Here is a 15,827-nt window from a genome sequence, read left to right on the forward strand (position 1 = left end):
GCGACGTGATGCGGTGCTGCGCAGCCGGAATGGCTCCGCACCGCAACCCGCCGCTACCGTCCCAAATACAGCAACCCAAAACCGCCGGAGCGAACTTAAAACTGGATAAAATTTGGGGGCAAGGTCATCAGCCTTGATCGGCAGGTGAACCAGTTCCTTGAGCGCGTAGTGGACGCCACCGTGCCGAGCGTGATCGCTGCCTATGAAGATAAGATCGCCAAGCTGGAAGAGCGCAAGCTGCTGCTTAACGAAAAGATGGCTGATTTGGGCAAGCCACGCTCGACACTCGAGGAGACAGTTCGAACTTCCATGGCCTTTCTAGCAAGCCCTTGGAATCTATGGCGTTCTGGCGTGCTGGAGAACCAAAGGGCCGTGCTAAAACTGGCCTTTGGGCAGCGTCTGGCATACAGCAAAAAGGAGGGATTTCGAACGGCAAATTTATCGTTACCGTTCAAGGTGTTAGGTGGTTTTTCCATGGAAGAAAAAGAGATGGCGCACCCGAAGAGATTCGAACTCCTGACCCCCAGATTCGTAGTCTGGTGCTCTATCCAGCTGAGCTACGGGTGCGCTTGTCAGCGTTGGGCGTGTTGCCCGGCTGCGAGCGATCTCCTACTGGGTCCGCCGTGCGATTGCAAGCGCCTTTTCTGAAAAAAATGAAATTGCATGGACAGTGTCGCCCGGGATGTGGATGAAGCGCTGCCGTTGGAAAGTGCCGCGGCCTCTGGGGTGACTTCCGGGATTGTGCACGCTGAGGGCGGCGAGGCCGTCAGCCCGGCCTGTCGTTGCCTACGAGGCGCGATTGCGGAAGGCGGCCAGCGGCACCGGCCGGTCCGGCAGCTCGATGCGGAACTGCGTGCCCTCGGTCGCCTTCTCCACGAGCGCGATCGTGCCGCCATGGGCAAGCACGAGTTCGCGGGCGATCGCCAGCCCAAGACCCGTTCCGCCGGAGCGCGTGGAGCCTCTAAAGGCGGTGAACAGGTTCTCACGGGCCTTCGGTGGCATGCCCGGTCCGGTGTCGTCGATCGTGATGGATACGACGCTGCCCGTGCGTACGGCCGCCACGGTCAGTCGGCCATGATCCCGCAGCGGCTGCTGTGTCATGGCCTCGACCGCATTGCGGCAGATGTTGTGGATCACCCGGAACAACTGTTCGCTGTCGGCGTCGACCTGAAGTCCGGATTCGATCTGGATGGCGAAATCGACGCCCGGATGCCGGTCGTTGGTCAGCATTTCCGAGACGTCGATCACCAGCGGCGCCAGCGGGACGAACCGGCGGCGCGGGGCCGGCTCGCGCATGCGGCCATAGGCCAGAACGTCGGTGGTATAGCCGACGGCGCGATCGATGGTTCGCAATAGCTTCGGCGCGATACGCTTGACGAGCGGATCGTCGACGTCTGCCAGACGGTCCGACATCAGCTGCGCCGACGACAGGATGTTGCGCATGTCGTGGTTGATCTTGGAGACGGCCAGGCCGAGATCGGCAAGGTTCTTCTGTTCCCGCAGCGTCCCTTGCAGCGCCTGTTGCATTTCCGCCAGGTGCGCGCCGGCCACGGCCAGTTCGTCGTCACCGTCGGCCGGTTGCAGTACCCGCGCACTGTCCGTGGGATCGGCGGCAAAGTCGCGCATGTTACCTGTCATGCGGCGTATGGGGCGGATCAGCATCCGGTTGATGGCGAGGAAGATCAGCCCGCCGGTGATCGCAGAAAGAACCACGGTGAAAAACAGAACGTTGCGGGCATAGACGAGCATCGCCTTGCGCAGGGCCTTGTCGGCGAGCACCACCTCGATCGTGGTGTCGCTGTCACCGAGCGGGCCGTAGGCGCGGATGATCCGGTTGCCGCCGAAGAAGAGCGTGTCGAAGGCGTCGCAGATGGCCGAGATCGGCTCAATCGCTGCAAGGTCGTACTGCGCGTCGACGGTCGGCGGAATGTCGGCGACGGCGACGAGGCGCGCGGCGTCGTGGCGGCGCAGCACGATCGCCTTGGTGCCGGTGGCCATCAGCGTCTCGTCCTGCAGCGCCCGGGAGAGGTCCTGCTGCGGGAACCCGTCGGCGACGATCGCCGCTGCGGCTGCGACGTTCAGGCGATCGCTCAGCCAGCGGACCCGCATGCTCGCCACGGAGGGGACGAAGATCAGCACTTCCGCAAGCACGATGAAGGCGACTGTCAAAAGCAGCAGGCGTCCCGACAGCCCCTTGAGGGTGCTCGGCATCTGCACGCGTCCCAGCATCGGCGTAGTTTCGCTTTCCTTCATAGTCACTCCTGGCCATGCCATATCGGCATGGCGGCGTATCCGCGACGGTGTTCGGTGGCCCCCTGGGGTTCCTGGCATCCGGACCGGCCGCGCTTGAGCGCGGATGTCGCCTCGTTCCGGAAATCTGCACATGCCGGTGCATGCAATTCAATATCCATCATAACGGATGTGGCTGCGCATTCCAATCGGCGGGTGCGCGTCGGCGAGGTGGCACTGCGAACAGGGCGGCCTGCCCAAAAAAAAGGGTGGCGAACTGGCCGCCACCCTTCGAGCAAGGGTTCATTTGCCGTCTGGCGGCTCAGAATTCTTCCCAGCCGTCCGGGCTCACCGCCTGTGCCGTATTTCCGCGGCTGACGAATGCGCGTGCCACGTTGCTCACCATCTTGCGGGCGGGCGATTCGACCGGCCGGTGGGAGGGCTGGGCGACGACGACGGGGCTCTCGCCGGTGCGGAAGCGCGAGACGAGGCTGGTCAGGCTGTCGGCTTCGGCCTTGAGCTTGTGGGTCGCAGCCGAGCTTTCCTCGACCATCGCGGCATTGTGCTGCGTGACCTGGTCCATCTGGTTCACCGCGGTCGATACTTCCTGCAGTCCGGTTGCCTGTTCGCGCGCTGCGGTGGCGATCGAATGGATGTGGTCGTTGATCTTCGTCACCCGGATCTCGATGTCGGCCAGTGATTCGCCGGTAGCCTGGACGTACTTGACCCCGACGGACACCTCGTCTCCGGACTTGGTGATGAGGCCCTTGATGTCCTTGGCAGCGCTTGCCGCGCGCTGTGCAAGCTCGCGCACTTCCTGCGCCACGACCGCGAAGCCCTTGCCGGCGTCGCCGGCACGCGCCGCTTCCACGCCGGCGTTGAGCGCCAGAAGGTTGGTCTGGAAGGCGATCTCGTCGATCACGTTGATGATCTGCGTGATCTCGTTCGAGGCCTGCTCGATGCGTCCCATGGCGTCGATGGCATTGCGGACGACTTCGCCGGACTGCTTGGCGCTGCGGGTCGCCTCGCCGACCATGGTGGTCGCTTCCTGGGCCCGCTCGGTCGAGTTACGGACGGCCGCGGTGATCTCCTCCAGTGCTGCCGACGTCTCCTCGAGTGCGGCCGCCTGCTGTTCGGTGCGCTTGGAAAGGTCGTCGGATGCCGTGCGCAACTCGCCGGAGTTTGCATTGATGGAGTCGGTGGAGGCGCGCACCTCTCGCATCGCGCTCTGCAGCGTTGCCAGCGTGCTGTTCACGTTGGTCTGCAGTTCGGCGAATGCGCCCTGATACGCGCCGTTCATCTTGCTCGTCAGGTCGCCCTCGGCAAGGGCAGCGATCACGCGGCGCGTCTCGTTGATACCGGTGTCGACGCTGCTGACGAGTTCGTTAACGCTGGCGGCGAACCGGTTGAGGTCGGCGTTGCCGTAGTCTTTGTCGATGCGCTGCTTGAAATCGCCGGCTGCTGCTGCGTGCACCACCGTTGCGATCGAAGACTGCAGGTCGGCACTCTTCTCGCGCAGGACCTGTTCCTGTGCGTTGAGGTCGCGTACCTCGATGGCGTTCTTGCGGAAGATGGCGACGGCGGCGGCCATGTCGCCGATCTCGTCCTTGCGGCCGGCATAGGGCACTTCGGTCGACAGGTCGCCGGCGGCGAGCTGCTTCATGGTGGCCGTCACGTTCTGGATCGGACCGCTCAGATGGTTCGTGGCGACGTAGAAGGCGGCGCCTCCGCCGACGGCGAGGCCCAGCACGATCGTCGAGAGCACGAGCGCCAGCATAAGGGTCTGGAATTCGGAAACGTCTGCCTTGATCGCGGCAAGGTTTGCGCGGTCGGTGTCGACGACGGCGTCGATCTCCTGCTGGAACGCCTTGCGGTTGGCCCGGTTGGCGTCGTTGTTGCCCTGCTCGTTGGCGGCCTTGGGCGAGACTTCCGAGCCGAGCCGGGCGGTTTCCGCGCGGAACGTGCGGAATTCGGCGGCGCGGCTGACGACTGCCTCGAAGGCCTTCATCTGCGCTTCGGGCACCTTCGGCCGCCAGGCGGTCAGGGTCTTGTCGATCTCGTCCAGTTCGTTCCGGATGCCGGTTGCGAATTTCTGCGCGGCCTCGATGGTGGGAGAGCTGTAGACGCCGCGCGCTTCCATGACGACGGCGGTGACCTGCCGGTTGAGATGCTCGCCGAGATAGGCGCGATCGGCGGCGTTTTCGAACTGGCGAAGCTTCCGGTCGTATTGATAGACGACGCCGAGCGCCATGCCGCCGATGAGGATGGCGATCATCCCCATCAAGCCTACGATGAGATAGATTCTTGCGCGTATTTTCATTGCGGCCCCCTCTGCCACGAGAAAGAATTGCACAGGCAGCTGCTGGCCGCACTGAATGCTGCCTATTTTGTAGTCTTTAAAAGTTAATGAGAATTCTAATGGATGCTAACGTGATAATGCGTGCGGAAGCATTTCGGACTTGATTTTCGTCAAAGAAATCAGCTTCTTCGGATAACGTAACGTAAGGCTGCTGTTCGTATCGCGCAACTGCGCCACCAGAACTTGCAATGCCGCGTTAAGCTTTTTCGCGTTTGCCCGCATTTGCGGCGTGGAATTGACTTTCCCCGGCCTTTGCCCTTATAAGCCGCGCACGTCCGGGCGGGGTGTCATATTGTGATGGCCGACAGCGTCCGCAAACGTAACGCTCCTTGCTTAAACGCAAACCCAAGAAGGGCCGCACACCGCGGTATTAAAATAAATGTCGAAGCGTACCTACCAGCCTTCCAAGCTTGTTCGCAAGCGTCGTCACGGCTTCCGTGCCCGCATGGCCACCAATGGCGGCCGCGCGGTTCTTTCCGCACGTCGTGCACGCGGCCGCAAGCGTCTTTCGGCCTAAGGCCGCGCTTGCCCGAAGCGAGATAGCCGGGCAATGACGAATAATGACGAAAAATTGACTGTCGGACGGCTGAAAAGCCGCCCGCAGTTTCTTTTTGTTCGGGACGGCGAAAAGCGCAAAGGGCCGCTGTTCCTGCTCGAACTGCGCGACCGGCAGGAGCCGGAAACCGCGCCGCGCGTCGGCTTCACCGTCACGAAGAAGCACGGAAATGCCGTCGAACGCAATCGCATGCGCCGTCGCCTGAAGGAGGCCGTGCGACTGTCCGCCGGGTTTGCAATGGCGCCCGGACACGACTATGTCATTGTCGCCAGACGCGACATTCTCAATGCGAGCTTCGCAGAGCTTCAGGACCGTCTTCGCGAGCGCATCAGCAACAGGCATAAACACAAGAGGCCGGCGTCCGCAGGCCCCGGGAAAGAATGATGGAAAACAACCGCAATTATTTCGTGGCGATTGCGCTGTCGGTGCTGATCCTGATCGCCTGGCAGTTCCTCTACGTCAATCCGAAGATCGAGCGCGAGCGTTCGGTCGCCGAGATGCAGGCGGAACTGGACAAGGCCAACCCGGTGACGCCGCAGGGCACGACCGCGGCGTCGGCATCGGCGCCGGCGGCCGGCGCCGTGCCGGGCACGACCACGGAAGGCGGCCAGGCGGCGGCTCCACAGTCGGTGCGCATCCAGATCGACACGCCGTCGCTGCTCGGCTCCATCAACCTCACCGGTGCCCGCTTCGACGACCTGAAGCTGCGTGAATATCACGAGACCGTCGACCGCTCGAGCCCGATGATCACGCTTCTGAGCCCCGCCGAGACCGAGCATGGCTACTTCGCCGAAGTGGCCTATGTCGGCAACGAGACGACGGGGCAGGTGCCCGGCCCGCAGACGGCCTGGACCCAAGAGGGAACCGGCACGCTGACGACCACGACGCCGGTGACCCTCAGCTATACCAACGACAAGGGCATCAAGTTCGTTCGCACCATCTCGGTCGATGAGCACTACATGTTCACCGTGGCGGACTCCATCGAGAACGCGTCCGGCCAGCCGGTCTCGCTGTCGAGCTATGGCCGCGTCACCCGCTTCTCCAAGCCGACCACGCCGAGCGTCTACGTGCTGCACGAAGGCTTCATCGGCTACCTCGGCGAACTCGGCCTGCACGAGGTGAGTTATTCGTCCGCCGAGGAGGACACCACAATCGCGCCCGGAAGAGCCACCAGCGGCTGGCTCGGCATTACCGACAAGTACTGGGCGACGGCGCTGATCCCGCCGCAGGCAACCCCCTACGAGACCCGCTTCTCCCACTTCACGGACGGACGCCCGCGCTTCCAGGCCGATTTCCGGCAGGAGCCGATCACGATCGCGCCGGGCCAGAAGGGCGAGGTCAAGAACATGCTGTTCGGCGGCGCCAAGGAAGTTCCGGTCATCGATGGCTACCAGACGTCGCTCTCCATTCCGCGCTTCGACCTGATGATCGACTGGGGCTGGTTCTGGTTCTTCACCAAGCCGATGTTCCAGCTGCTCGACTTCTTCTTCCGCTATTTCGGCAACTTCGGCGTCGCCATCCTGATGACCACGATCGTCGTCAAGGGCGTGTTCTTCCCGCTGGCCAGCAAGCAATATGCATCGATGGCGAACATGAAGCGGCTGCAGCCGAAGATGGAGGAGCTGAAGGCCAAGTTCGGCGACGACCGCATGGGCCTGCAGCAGGCGATGATGGCGCTGTACAAGGAAGAGAAGATCAATCCGCTGGCCGGCTGCTGGCCGATCCTCTTGCAGATCCCGGTCTTCTTCGCGCTCTACAAGGTCATCTACATCACGATCGAAATGCGCCACGCGCCGTTCTTCGGGTGGATTCAGGACCTTTCCGCGCCCGATCCGACCTCCCTGTTCAACCTGTTCGGCCTGCTGCCCTGGGACGTTCCGCATGCGCTGCTGATCGGCGTCTGGCCGCTGATCATGGGCGTCACCATGTTCCTGCAGATGCGCATGAACCCGACGCCGCCGGATCCGACCCAGGCGATGATCTTCACCTGGATGCCGGTCGTCTTCACCTTCATGCTGGCGAGCTTCCCTGCCGGCCTGGTCATCTACTGGGCATGGAACAACACGCTCTCCGTCATGCAGCAGGCCGTCATCATGAAGCGCCACGGCGTGAAGATCGAACTGTTCGACAATCTCAAGGGTGTGTTCCGCAGGAAGAAACCCGATCCGGCCAACTAGCCGGCCTCCATTGACGTTGTTCCCGAAGCCCCGGTTCGCCGGGGCTTCTTGCGTTTTGGGCCTCGATTGTGATGCCCGCATTGCGACACCTGCCTGTCGTTGCCGCGTGCGTCAGCCAAACGCCGTTCTGCCATGATGTCCCCGTCCACTCTCGGCGAGCCTCATCATGCCTGCACCCGTGGTTTCAAATCAGACCGCCCGCGCCGGGGTTCGTGGCGAGAGGATCGGCGCAGCCATGGTGCTGGGCTCCGCGATCGTCTGGAGCTTTGGTGGCGCGCTCGCCCGTCTGCTCGACATCGAGGACGGCTGGACCGTCATATTCTGGCGCTCGCTCTTTGCTGCCCTGTTCCTTCTGGCCTTCATGCTGCTGCGCGATGGCGTTCGCGGTACGCGGGCACTTTTTGGCGACATGGGAATACCGGGCTTTGCGGTCGGTGCCTGCTTCGCGACGGCCTCCACCTCTTTCATCCTCGCGCTCGCCTATACGACCGTTGCCAATGTGGTGCTGATCCAGGCCAGCGTTCCGTTGATTGCGGCCTTGCTGGGCTGGGTTCTCTTCGGCGAACGGGTCGGGGCGGCCACCTGGGCGGCAATCGCAGCGGTCATTTGCGGGGTCGCAATCATGGTCTCCGGGTCTCTGACGGGCAGCGTTTCCCCGCTCGGCGACGCCCTGGCACTCCTGATCGCCTTTTCCTTCGCCTCGGCGACCGTGATCACGCGGCGCTATTCCCATGTGCGCATGACCCCAGCCGGTTTCACGGGGGCCGTTCTCGCCGCCGGTGCTGCCGCAAGCCAGACGAGCGGATTTGCCGTCACCGCCGGCGAGATGGGCATTCTGGTCGTCTTCGGCGCGCTGAACTTCGGGCTCGGCCTCGCGCTGTTCGTCACCGGGGCGCGCATGATCCCGTCGGCACTGGCAGCTCTTCTCGGAACGGCGGAGACGGTCTTGCAGCCGCTCTGGGTTGCGATCTTCCACGACGAGATCCCCGGCGCGCGCACGGTCGTCGGCGGCGCGATCGTCCTGGCGGCACTGCTTTGCCATCTCGGGCGCGAGATGTGGCGTCAGCGCCGCGCCTGACTGCAACCTCCTTGTCGCTTGACAATGCCGGGCAAAACCTTGAAGCCGGGCAGAGAGTTCGCGAAGGCCCGAGAGATGACTGTGACGAAATCCGACGACAAACCGCTTTTCGGCCGGCCGTGGATCTTCATTCGCGGCGTGCCGGCGATGAAATTCCTGCCGCCCGAGGGGCCGCCGGAAATTGCCTTCGCCGGTCGTTCCAACGTCGGAAAGTCGTCGCTGATCAATGCGCTGGTCGGCCACAAGGGGCTGGCGCGCACGTCCAATACGCCGGGTCGCACGCAGGAGCTGAACTATTTCGTCCCGGACGGCTTTTCCGGCGAGGCGGACGACCTGCCGCCGATGGCGCTCGTCGATATGCCCGGATACGGCTATGCCCAGGCGCCGAAGGAACAGGTCGATGCCTGGACCAAACTCGTCTTCGACTACCTGCGCGGCCGCTCCACGCTCAAGCGCGTCTACGTGCTGATCGACAGTCGCCACGGTATCAAGAAGAACGACGAGGAGGTCTTCGACCTGCTCGACAAGGCGGCCGTCTCCTACCAGATCGTGCTGACGAAGACCGACAAGATCAAGGAAGCCGGCGTGCCCCGGCTGATCAGCGAGACCGCGGAAAAGTTGCGCAAGCGGCCTGCGGCCTATCCTGAGGTGCTGGCGACGTCTTCGGAGAAGGGCCGCGGACTCGATACACTGCGCGACGCCATTGTGACGACGATCACGCGCTGAAACATCCGATGCCGAAGAACCGCGACGTTCTCCGGGTCGTAAATCCTCTCTGTTGAACGATCCTGCCCGAGTTGAACATTCCTCCGGTGTGTTGACCTGCGTCACTACACCGTCATCAAACGTGCCCTATCTCCTAGATCGTCGCGCGTCCTACTGGGCGCGCGCGGGAAGCAGTAAACTCGAGTTTGCGCATGCACGACCAGAAGACCGTTCCGGTCCGCGGGGCATGCGCCAGCAGTATCAAGCGGTCGGCGTCCGCCGACGCGGTTTCAACAGGGAGCACGCTCATGTCCGATTTGATCGTTGTGGGATTTGATACGCCGGACGAGGCCGACAAGGTCCTCGTGAAGCTGAACGGCCTGAAGAAGGAATATCTGATCGATCTGGAAGACGCCGTGATCGTCGTCCGCGACACGGCCGGCAAGGTCCACCTGAAGCAGAGCATGAACCTGACGGCGATCGGCGCCTCTTCCGGCCTGCTTTCCGGCGCCCTCTGGGGCGGCCTCGTCGGGCTTCTGTTCCTGAACCCGCTGGCCGGCTTCGCGATCGGCGGCGCCGTTGGCGCAGGCGCAGGCGCTCTCTCCGGCTCGCTCGCCGACTACGGCATCGATGACAACTTCATCAAGTCGCTGGGCGACACGATCCCGAACAACTCCTCGGCCCTCTTCATCCTGGTCCGCAAGGTTCAGCCGGAGAAGGTGCTGGCCGAGTTTCAGGGCGTCCGCGGGCGCGTGCTCAAGACGTCGCTCTCGCCCGAGCAGGAAAGGAAGCTGCAGGAAGCCCTGTCCGGCACCGTCGCACCGACCGGAGCTCCCACCGCGAGCTGATGCAAGCGGGCGACCTTCGCTGAATGACGGTCGCCAGGAAGTGGGGCCATCGCGGACCTTGACGATGGCCCCTGCCGATGCCGGTCCGCCCGATCGGAGGCGTGCGGCGCACGCCCCCATGGGCCAGGGATCAGCTCTTCGGCAATAGTACCCTGTCGATGACATGGATCACGCCGTTCGATTGCTTGACGTCGGCGATCGTCACCGTCGCGACGCCGCCCGTCTGGTCGGTCAGGGTCAGCTTGTCGCCGTCCATCTTGGCCTTGAGAACGCAGCCACCCACGGTCGCGACATCGTGCTCGCCCCCGTCGTCGGCAATCATCTTGCCGATTGCCGCAGCCATCGCGTCGGCCTGTACGACATGGCATGTCAGCACGGTGGCCAAAGTTGCCTTGTTCTCAGGCTTCAGCAGCGTGTCGACCGTGCCGGCGGGAAGTGCCATGAAGGCCTCGTTCGTCGGCGCGAACACGGTGAAGGGGCCGTCGCCCTCCAGTGTCTCGACAAGGCCAGCGGCCTTGACAGCCGCCACCAACGTGGTGTGGTCTTTCGAGTTGGCGGCATTCTGGACGATGTTCTTGTCCTCATACATGGCCGCCCCGCCGACCATGGGGTTCTTGGCCTGTGCTGTGAGCGTACCGAGGCAGAGGATCGAGGCGGCCGCGACGAGGGGTATCCCTGATATGCGCATGTTTCCAATCCTTCCGTGTTGTTTCTTCTGACACGACGGCCTTGCTGCCGTCGCCATTGTCTACGGAAGATCGAGTGAGAAAGTTTCACCGCCGGGTCGCGATTGATGATGGGGGTCAGCCAGCCCGGAGCGGCGCGTTGTCGCAAGGAGACATGCCGTCGCGGTTCAGAAGCTTCGCGCCCGGCCCGACGCGATCACCGGACCGGTGGCGACACCGGTGGGCGAGCCCCCGAGCGGCTCGACGCTGACCGCGAGAACCGCCCCCTTGAGCCGCGGGCGCATCGCGTCCGGGACACGGATCATGCCATCGCCAGATTGCGGCAGGACGCCGAGCGATACGGGTGCCTTTCCGTCTTCGACGAGCCAGAGTTCGAGTGACTTGGCGCTTTCCTGCTTGGCCGCGACCGGGGTCATCATCAGCATCCCTTTTGCCGCATCGTAATGCGCGACGAGGCCTATCGGGCTGCCTGCGCCGGCAAGCTCGGCGATCCGTTCCGGTTCCGGCGGAGCGGAACGGAAGATTTCCGGGCCGAGCGCGACGAGCCCCACCGAGAGCGCCGTCATCGCCAGCGCCGCCCCGCGCCAGAACGGCAGGGAGCCCCAGATGCTGCTCTGTGGTCTTGCCTGTCGCGGCGCCGGTTCGAAGATGCGCTGCTCGATTATGGAATAGACGCGCGGCGAGGGCGGCATCGTTTCCAGTTCGTGATTGATGGTCGACAGGTTTTCTTCCCATCGATTGACCATGGCCGCGAATACCCGGTCGTTGCGGAGCCGCGCCTCGACCTTGCGCCGATCCTCCGCCGATAGAACGCCAAGGACATACTCGCCTGCGATCACCTCGTCGCGGCGCGGATCCCTGCTGTTCTGGTCGGGCGTTGTCATGATCCCAGGCACTCTCTCAATTTCAGCAGGCTTCTGCGAAGCCAGGTCTTCATGGTGTTCAGCGGCACGCCATGGCGGGTGGCAAGCTCCTCGTAGCTTAGCCCCTCGACATAGGCGGCCCTCACCGCCGAGGCCTTCTCCGCCTCCAGTCGTCGCATGCAACCCTCGATACGGCGCCCCTCGGACCGCTGGATGGAATTTTCCTCCGGGCTAGGGTCCGTATCGGCGATATCATATGCTTCCTCGATGTCGCTTGCCACTGGTCTTCGCGCGCGGATCAGGTCGATCGCATGATGGCGCGCGATCGCAGCAAGCCAGGCGAAGGCGCTTGTCTCGCCCGGTGCAAAGCGATCGGCTCTCTGCCAGATCTTGACGTAAATTTCCTGCAGGGCCTCTTCGGCGTCCTCGCGCCCGCCCAGCAGACGCAGGCAGATCGGAAAGAGTTTCGCGCAGGTCAGGTCGTAGAGTCGGTGGAACGCCTGCCGGTCCTTCAGGCTGGTGCGGCCGATCAGGTATGAGATCTCGTCGTCTCGCACGCAATGCCCTTTTCGTCTGGAGGCCCTCGGCTCGCTTGCCGCTGCATATATGGCGCGGAGCGGATTAGGAAAGAGCAGCGCCCGCCACCGCATTCGTCATTCCATCGTCACGCGACATGCGTTAAACAGGCGCCGACAATTTTGCGAGGCTCCCATGTCCCTGACCGAAAGCGAAACCCAGGCCCGGCTGCTGGCGCAGGCTCTGCCCTACATGCAGCGTTACGAAAACAAGACCATCGTGGTGAAGTACGGCGGCCATGCGATGGGCAATCCGGAACTCGGCAGAGCATTCGCCAGCGACATCGCGCTTCTCAAGCAGTCTGGCGTCAACCCGATCGTCGTCCATGGCGGCGGGCCGCAAATCGGCGCCATGCTGGCCAAGATGGGGATCGAATCGAAGTTCGAAGGCGGCCTGCGCGTCACCGACCAGATGACGGTCGAAATCGTCGAGATGGTGCTGGCAGGCTCGATCAACAAGGAGATCGTCGCCCTGATCAATCAGACGGGCGAATGGGCAATCGGGCTTTGCGGCAAGGACGGCAACATGGTCTTCGCCGAAAAGGCCAAGAAGACCGTGATAGATCCGGACAGCAATATCGAGCGCATCCTCGATCTCGGCTTCGTCGGCGAGGTGGTCGAGGTGGATCGCACGCTGATCGACCTGCTGGCGAAATCCGAGATGATTCCGGTCATCGCCCCGGTTGCACCCGGTCGCGACGGCCACACCTACAACATCAACGCCGACACGTTCGCCGGCGCGATCGCCGGTGCGCTAAACGCCACGCGCCTCTTGTTCCTGACCGACGTGCCCGGCGTCCTCAACAAGCAGGGCGAACTGATCAAGGAGCTTTCCGTTTCCGAAGCCCGGGCGCTGATCAAGGACGGCACGATCTCCGGCGGCATGATCCCCAAGGTCGAGACCTGCATCGACGCCATCAAGGCGGGCGTGCAGGGCGTGGTCATCCTCAACGGCAAGACGGCCCACTCCGTGCTGCTCGAGATCTTTACCGAGCGCGGCGCCGGCACGCTGATCGTGCCGTGACCGTTTGCGCGGGCCGCCATTGACCTCGGCCCGCGCCACCACTTGCGCCTCAAGGCGTCAGGGTGTGCCGTAGACGGTCGCCGCCTGACTACCCAGCCATTCGATCATGGCGCGGTACGGCGCAGGGCCGTAGCTGACGCGGGCGACACCGAGTTTGGCAAGTGCTGCGACCGCCGGCACGCCGGCCCTCATCATCACGTTGACGGGCAAGGGCACTGCGTCGCAGATGCGTCCGATCAGTCCGCCGTCCCCCAATCCCGGGACGAAGAACCCGCTCGCGCCGGCTTGCGCATAAGCCTGGCCCCGTTCGATCGCGTCGTCCACCAGCGCTTCGTGCCGGCTTGCGTCGGGCTGTTGCAGGAAAAGGTCCGTTCGGGCGTTGATGAAGAACGGCATCCCCCGGTTCTCGGTCATCAGCCGGATGGTGCGGATGCGCCTTGTCTGGAGGTCGACGGGATGGATGCCCGAACCGCCGACCACCTGATCCTCGAAATTGATGCCGACCGCGCCCGCATCGACGATCCGCGATACATTCAAGGCCACGTCGTCCGGGTCGACGGCATAGCCGCCCTCGAAGTCTATCGTGACGGGGAGATCCGTTGCAGCCACGATCGACTGGGCGATTTCCGCAAGGCGCAGGAGCGGAACGGCTTCGCCGTCCGGATAGCCGCCGGCGGCTGCCACCGACCAGCTGCCGGTAGCGATCGCCTTTGCGCCCGCGGCGGCGACGGCCTTGGCGCTGCCTGCATCCCAGATGTTGTAAAGCACCACCGGATCGCCCTTGCGATGCAGCTCAGCAAACGCCTTGGCTTTCAATCCCTGTTCCATACCCTGCCTCCGCTCGACGTTCATCCCTTATTCCTGAGCCCGATAGAGCCACACGCTCTCAAGCCAAGGTTGGAAATAGCATGTGGTTTCGCCAATCCGGATTTCCAGCCTCCCGGCCAAATCGGCGGCAGGATCGCAAGGGCGGCGTGAGGCCGGACTATTTCCACATCAACAGCAGGAGGATGCCCGTGACGATCAGCGTGCAACCCGCCGCCTCCATGCGGTTAATCCGTTCGCGGAAGACGAAATAGGAGGATGCGAAGGTGAAGAGCAGCTCGATCTGGCCGAGCGCGCGCACATAGGCGACCTGCTGCAGCGCCATCGCGGTGAACCAGCAGGCCGAACCGGTGACCCCTGCAAGCCCGACGATGGAGGAGGAGCGCCAGGAGCGGATGACGCGGCCGATCTCGGAGGGATCCTTGAGGAGCATCCAGCCGAGCATGAACACCGTCTGGAACGTTGTGACGCAGGCGAGCGTCACGGCCGCCTGCATGACCGCGTTCGGCCCGTCCAGTGACAGGGCCGCCGAACGGTAGGCGACGGCCGAGATGCCGAAGATCGCACCCGACGCGATACCGATCAGGGCGGTCCTGCCGGTCATGGCCGTAAGAAGATTGCGCCACGACAGCGGCATGCGGGCGACCGAGATCATCATTACGCCGACCACGCCGACGACGATTGCGCCGATGGCACCCGGCGTCAGCCGCTCGCCCAGAAGAAGAAGGCCGAAGATTGCCGCCTGTACCGGCTCGGTCTTGGAATAGGCCGTGCCGACGGCGAAGTTGCGCAGCGAGAAGAGATAGACGAGCAGGATGGTGGCGAAGATCTGGGCCAGTCCGCCGATGACCGACCAGACGGCGAACGAAACGCTGAGATCGGGGATGGGGTAGCCCGCGAAATGGTGCAGCGCCGTCACATAGGCGATCGCGATGGGGAAGCCGTAGCCGAAGCGGACAAAGCTCGCGCCTGTCGTTCCGAGCGCACTGCGCAGGTGCTTTTGCAGCGCCGACCTGAGGTTCTGAAGGAACGCGGCGCAAATGGTGATGACGATCCAGGCTTCCATCCCTGCCGGCTAGCATGACGGTTGCCACAAATCCATTGCCGCATCGCGGCGACGATTCCTTTTTGCTTCCTGTTGCACCCGTGTCATAAGGGCGCCCATGACCGAGATCAGCAGCCTCCCCGACAAGTCAGACTTCGCCCACGTCACCGAGTGGGTGTTCGATCTGGACAACACCCTCTATCCGCACCACGTCGATCTCTTCTCCCAGATCGACGTCAACATGACGGGCTATGTTGCCGCTCTCCTGGGGTTGTCTCGCGAAGAAGCGCGAACCCTGCAGAAGCGCTACTACCTCGATCACGGCACGACCTTGAAGGGTTTGATGCTCCATCACGGCATCGACCCGCTGGATTTTCTCGAAAAGGCCCATGCGATCGACTATGGCGTGCTGGCGCCCGATCCGGCGCTGGGTGAAGCGATCAAGGCGTTGCCGGGACGCAAGTTCATCTTCACCAACGGCAGCGTCAGGCATGCGGAAATGACGGCCCGAGCGCTCGGCATCCTCGACCACTTCGACGACATCTTCGACATCGTGGCGGCCGAGTACGTGCCGAAGCCGGCGGACGCCACCTACGACAAGTTCATGGCGCTCAATCGCGTCGACACGGCGCGTGCGGCCATGTTCGAGGATCTTCCGCGCAATCTCCTGGTCCCCAAGGCGCTCGGCATGAAGACCGTTCTGCTGATGCCGCGCGACGAGAGCCACGAGTTCACCGATGCCTGGGAAAAGCGGACCGATGCGGACGTGCACATCGATTACACCACGTCTGACCTTACCGGCTTCCTTTGCCGGCTGATCGACCGATAGGGCTGCCGGACGCGTTTGCAAAGAGGCC

The 15,827-nt window shown here is 63.3% G+C and carries 15 protein-coding genes and 1 tRNA gene; 8 read left to right on the forward strand and 8 right to left on the reverse strand.

What is annotated here, in order from left to right; genetic code table 11:
• Positions 1-490: 490 nt before the first annotated feature.
• From HV823_RS05225 to HV823_RS05235, 3 genes are all read right to left on the reverse strand, one after another.
• Positions 491-567, reverse strand: a tRNA-Arg gene (locus HV823_RS05225).
• 219 nt (positions 568-786) lie between these two features.
• A complete protein-coding gene (locus HV823_RS05230) occupies positions 787-2,253 on the reverse strand; it encodes a sensor histidine kinase (RefSeq protein WP_176948702.1) in 1,467 nt (488 codons plus the stop codon).
• A 298-nt stretch (positions 2,254-2,551) separates the two neighbouring features.
• Complete coding sequence (locus tag HV823_RS05235) at positions 2,552-4,549, reverse strand: methyl-accepting chemotaxis protein (protein WP_176948703.1); 1,998 nt, start codon at positions 4,547-4,549, stop codon at positions 2,552-2,554.
• A gap of 418 nt (positions 4,550-4,967) precedes the next feature.
• Between HV823_RS05235 and rpmH the strand changes: the two genes are divergently transcribed.
• The 6 genes from rpmH to HV823_RS05265 all read left to right on the forward strand — a co-directional run bounded on the left by rpmH (position 4,968) and on the right by HV823_RS05265 (position 9,952).
• Entirely contained in the window at positions 4,968-5,105 is a 138-nt protein-coding gene (rpmH, locus tag HV823_RS05240) for a 50S ribosomal protein L34 (protein ID WP_176948704.1), read from the forward strand.
• Between the two features lie 33 nt (positions 5,106-5,138).
• Positions 5,139-5,528 (forward strand): ribonuclease P protein component, encoded by a 390-nt coding sequence (rnpA, locus tag HV823_RS05245; RefSeq protein ID WP_176948705.1) that lies wholly within the window; start codon positions 5,139-5,141, stop codon positions 5,526-5,528.
• Entirely contained in the window at positions 5,528-7,321 is a 1,794-nt protein-coding gene (gene yidC / locus HV823_RS05250; protein ID WP_176948706.1) for a membrane protein insertase YidC, read from the forward strand. The genes rnpA and yidC overlap by 1 nt, the downstream gene beginning before the upstream one ends.
• 166 nt (positions 7,322-7,487) lie before the next feature.
• Positions 7,488-8,399, forward strand: coding sequence for a DMT family transporter (locus HV823_RS05255; RefSeq protein WP_176948707.1), 912 nt, complete (start codon positions 7,488-7,490; stop codon positions 8,397-8,399).
• A gap of 75 nt (positions 8,400-8,474) precedes the next feature.
• On the forward strand, positions 8,475-9,125 hold the full coding sequence (yihA, locus tag HV823_RS05260) for a ribosome biogenesis GTP-binding protein YihA/YsxC (RefSeq protein WP_176948708.1): 651 nt from the start codon (positions 8,475-8,477) through the stop codon (positions 9,123-9,125).
• A 287-nt stretch (positions 9,126-9,412) separates the two neighbouring features.
• Positions 9,413-9,952: a DUF1269 domain-containing protein gene (locus tag HV823_RS05265; protein WP_176948709.1), complete on the forward strand. Its 540-nt coding sequence runs from the start codon at positions 9,413-9,415 to the stop codon at positions 9,950-9,952.
• Between the two features lie 130 nt (positions 9,953-10,082).
• Here the strand turns inward: HV823_RS05265 and HV823_RS05270 are convergent, their stop codons facing one another.
• The 3 genes from HV823_RS05270 to HV823_RS05280 all read right to left on the reverse strand — a co-directional run bounded on the left by HV823_RS05270 (position 10,083) and on the right by HV823_RS05280 (position 12,058).
• Positions 10,083-10,640 (reverse strand): fasciclin domain-containing protein, encoded by a 558-nt coding sequence (locus HV823_RS05270; RefSeq protein ID WP_176948710.1) that lies wholly within the window; start codon positions 10,638-10,640, stop codon positions 10,083-10,085.
• 165 nt (positions 10,641-10,805) lie between these two features.
• Complete coding sequence (locus tag HV823_RS05275; protein ID WP_176948711.1) at positions 10,806-11,522, reverse strand: anti-sigma factor; 717 nt, start codon at positions 11,520-11,522, stop codon at positions 10,806-10,808.
• Positions 11,519-12,058 carry a sigma-70 family RNA polymerase sigma factor gene (locus HV823_RS05280; protein ID WP_176948712.1) on the reverse strand — a complete coding sequence of 180 codons (540 nt, stop codon included), beginning with the start codon at positions 12,056-12,058 and terminating at the stop codon, positions 11,519-11,521. The genes HV823_RS05275 and HV823_RS05280 overlap by 4 nt, the downstream gene beginning before the upstream one ends.
• 154 nt (positions 12,059-12,212) lie before the next feature.
• Between HV823_RS05280 and argB the strand changes: the two genes are divergently transcribed.
• Complete coding sequence (gene argB, locus HV823_RS05285; RefSeq protein WP_176948713.1) at positions 12,213-13,100, forward strand: acetylglutamate kinase; 888 nt, start codon at positions 12,213-12,215, stop codon at positions 13,098-13,100.
• A 57-nt stretch (positions 13,101-13,157) separates the two neighbouring features.
• On the opposite strand, the gene HV823_RS05290 is transcribed toward argB, so the two are convergent.
• Together HV823_RS05290 and HV823_RS05295 are read right to left on the reverse strand one after the other, a co-directional pair.
• Positions 13,158-13,928 (reverse strand): isocitrate lyase/PEP mutase family protein, encoded by a 771-nt coding sequence (locus HV823_RS05290; RefSeq protein WP_176949070.1) that lies wholly within the window; start codon positions 13,926-13,928, stop codon positions 13,158-13,160.
• A gap of 157 nt (positions 13,929-14,085) precedes the next feature.
• Positions 14,086-14,991, reverse strand: coding sequence for an EamA family transporter (locus tag HV823_RS05295; protein WP_176948714.1), 906 nt, complete (start codon positions 14,989-14,991; stop codon positions 14,086-14,088).
• 97 nt (positions 14,992-15,088) lie between these two features.
• Here HV823_RS05295 and HV823_RS05300 point away from each other — a divergent pair, with 97 nt between their 5' ends.
• Complete coding sequence (locus tag HV823_RS05300) at positions 15,089-15,799, forward strand: pyrimidine 5'-nucleotidase (RefSeq protein WP_176948715.1); 711 nt, start codon at positions 15,089-15,091, stop codon at positions 15,797-15,799.
• The last annotated feature ends 28 nt before the right edge of the window (positions 15,800-15,827 follow it).

The sequence above is a fragment of the Mycoplana rhizolycopersici genome, from assembly GCF_013378445.1.
In the GTDB taxonomy this organism is placed as follows: Bacteria; Pseudomonadota; Alphaproteobacteria; order Rhizobiales; family Rhizobiaceae; genus Mycoplana; species Mycoplana rhizolycopersici.

Coding starts and splice junctions, on each gene's coding strand:
- HV823_RS05230 (WP_176948702.1), bottom strand. CDS start 2,253: ATGAAGGAAAGCGAAACTACGCCGATGCTGGGACGCGTGCAGATGCCG.
- HV823_RS05235 (WP_176948703.1), bottom strand. CDS start 4,549: ATGAAAATACGCGCAAGAATCTATCTCATCGTAGGCTTGATGGGGATG.
- rpmH (WP_176948704.1), top strand. CDS start 4,968: ATGTCGAAGCGTACCTACCAGCCTTCCAAGCTTGTTCGCAAGCGTCGT.
- rnpA (WP_176948705.1), top strand. CDS start 5,139: ATGACGAATAATGACGAAAAATTGACTGTCGGACGGCTGAAAAGCCGC.
- yidC (WP_176948706.1), top strand. CDS start 5,528: ATGGAAAACAACCGCAATTATTTCGTGGCGATTGCGCTGTCGGTGCTG.
- HV823_RS05255 (WP_176948707.1), top strand. CDS start 7,488: ATGCCTGCACCCGTGGTTTCAAATCAGACCGCCCGCGCCGGGGTTCGT.
- yihA (WP_176948708.1), top strand. CDS start 8,475: ATGACTGTGACGAAATCCGACGACAAACCGCTTTTCGGCCGGCCGTGG.
- HV823_RS05265 (WP_176948709.1), top strand. CDS start 9,413: ATGTCCGATTTGATCGTTGTGGGATTTGATACGCCGGACGAGGCCGAC.
- HV823_RS05270 (WP_176948710.1), bottom strand. CDS start 10,640: ATGCGCATATCAGGGATACCCCTCGTCGCGGCCGCCTCGATCCTCTGC.
- HV823_RS05275 (WP_176948711.1), bottom strand. CDS start 11,522: ATGACAACGCCCGACCAGAACAGCAGGGATCCGCGCCGCGACGAGGTG.
- argB (WP_176948713.1), top strand. CDS start 12,213: ATGTCCCTGACCGAAAGCGAAACCCAGGCCCGGCTGCTGGCGCAGGCT.
- HV823_RS05290 (WP_176949070.1), bottom strand. CDS start 13,928: ATGGAACAGGGATTGAAAGCCAAGGCGTTTGCTGAGCTGCATCGCAAG.
- HV823_RS05295 (WP_176948714.1), bottom strand. CDS start 14,991: ATGGAAGCCTGGATCGTCATCACCATTTGCGCCGCGTTCCTTCAGAAC.
- HV823_RS05300 (WP_176948715.1), top strand. CDS start 15,089: ATGACCGAGATCAGCAGCCTCCCCGACAAGTCAGACTTCGCCCACGTC.